At 46.3% G+C, this 361-nt stretch carries 1 pseudogene; it reads left to right on the top strand.

Going from position 1 to position 361, the window contains the following annotated elements:
- Positions 1–361, top strand: a pseudogene (locus tag G4L40_RS12870) (FKBP-type peptidyl-prolyl cis-trans isomerase); the annotation flags it as partial.

Raw genomic sequence — 361 nt, 5'->3', positions numbered from 1 at the left:
GGAGACGGAAACCCTTCTGACGCACAAGACACAGACGGTGACGGTACACCAGACTACTTAGATGTAGATGATGATGGTGACTTAGTAGATACAGAGTTTGAGAATCCAGATCCAAACGGAGACGGAAACCCTTCTGACGCACAAGACACAGACGGTGATGGTACACCAGACTACTTAGATGTAGATGATGATGGTGACTTAGTAGATACAGAGTTTGAGAATCCAGATCCAAACGGAGACGGAAACCCTTCTGACGCACAAGACACAGACGGTGACGGTACACCAGACTACTTAGATGTAGATGATGATGGTGACTTAGTAGATACAGAGTTTGAGAATCCAGATCCAAACGGAGACGGAA

The organism is Flavobacterium celericrescens (genome assembly GCF_011392075.1).
GTDB lineage: Bacteria > Bacteroidota > Bacteroidia > Flavobacteriales > Flavobacteriaceae > Flavobacterium > Flavobacterium celericrescens.
The sequence above is the reverse complement of the archived record's forward strand: the minus strand, read 5'-3'. Positions and strand labels throughout refer to the sequence as shown.